General features: G+C 50.3%; 1 protein-coding gene. It reads left to right on the top strand.

All coding sequences use genetic code 11. The features are described 5' to 3' along the window. On the top strand, positions 1-576 hold a 576-nt coding region (locus Xhom_RS25340; protein WP_099140148.1), incomplete at its 5' end, for a hypothetical protein. Positions 577-588 lie beyond the last annotated feature (12 nt).

Genomic DNA, 588 nt, shown 5'->3' with positions numbered 1-588 from the left:
GTTGCGCGTAAGATAGAGAAAGCACAGAAGGTCGCACTAGAACGTCGATTGGAGAACCCAACGTCATTCACCGTGAAATCAGTCAGAAGTCAGGGTGCTCGCAAAGATAATCTGACCGCGAAAGTGTCCGTGATGCCAACCGCTGCCGGTTATCTGGAGCCGTTTGAAGTCGGTGGTGTGCATAAGCTGAATGGAGCCGCACTGCTCAACCCCAAGAACGTCAAACTCAACAAGCACGGAAACCTGCCCCGAAACAAGCTGAGTCAGTTAAAAGGCAAAGAGGATACGTTTATTGGCGAAGTCTCAACACGATACGGAGAAAATGTTAATGGTGTGTGGCGGCGTAAGAAAGCCAAGAAAGTGAAAAAGAACAAGAGGCGGTTAAAACGCTCATCGAATGGCACCCGCAGACCGAGGCAGAAACAGCGACCGCCAAAATTGCTCATTCGGTTTGGTGATGCTCTGCCAGTTGATCCAGTGCTTGGTTATCAGGAACGGGCGCAACAAATGGCTCAATCGTTGATGCCTGCTGCTATCAGTCAAGCGTTGGATGAGGCTATACGAACGGCTAAGTAGTAACTGGGACCG

The sequence above is a fragment of the Xenorhabdus hominickii genome (assembly GCF_002632725.1).
Taxonomy (GTDB): domain Bacteria; phylum Pseudomonadota; class Gammaproteobacteria; order Enterobacterales; family Enterobacteriaceae; genus Xenorhabdus; species Xenorhabdus hominickii.
Note: the sequence above shows the minus strand (reverse complement) of the source record. Positions and strands in the feature narration are given on the sequence as shown.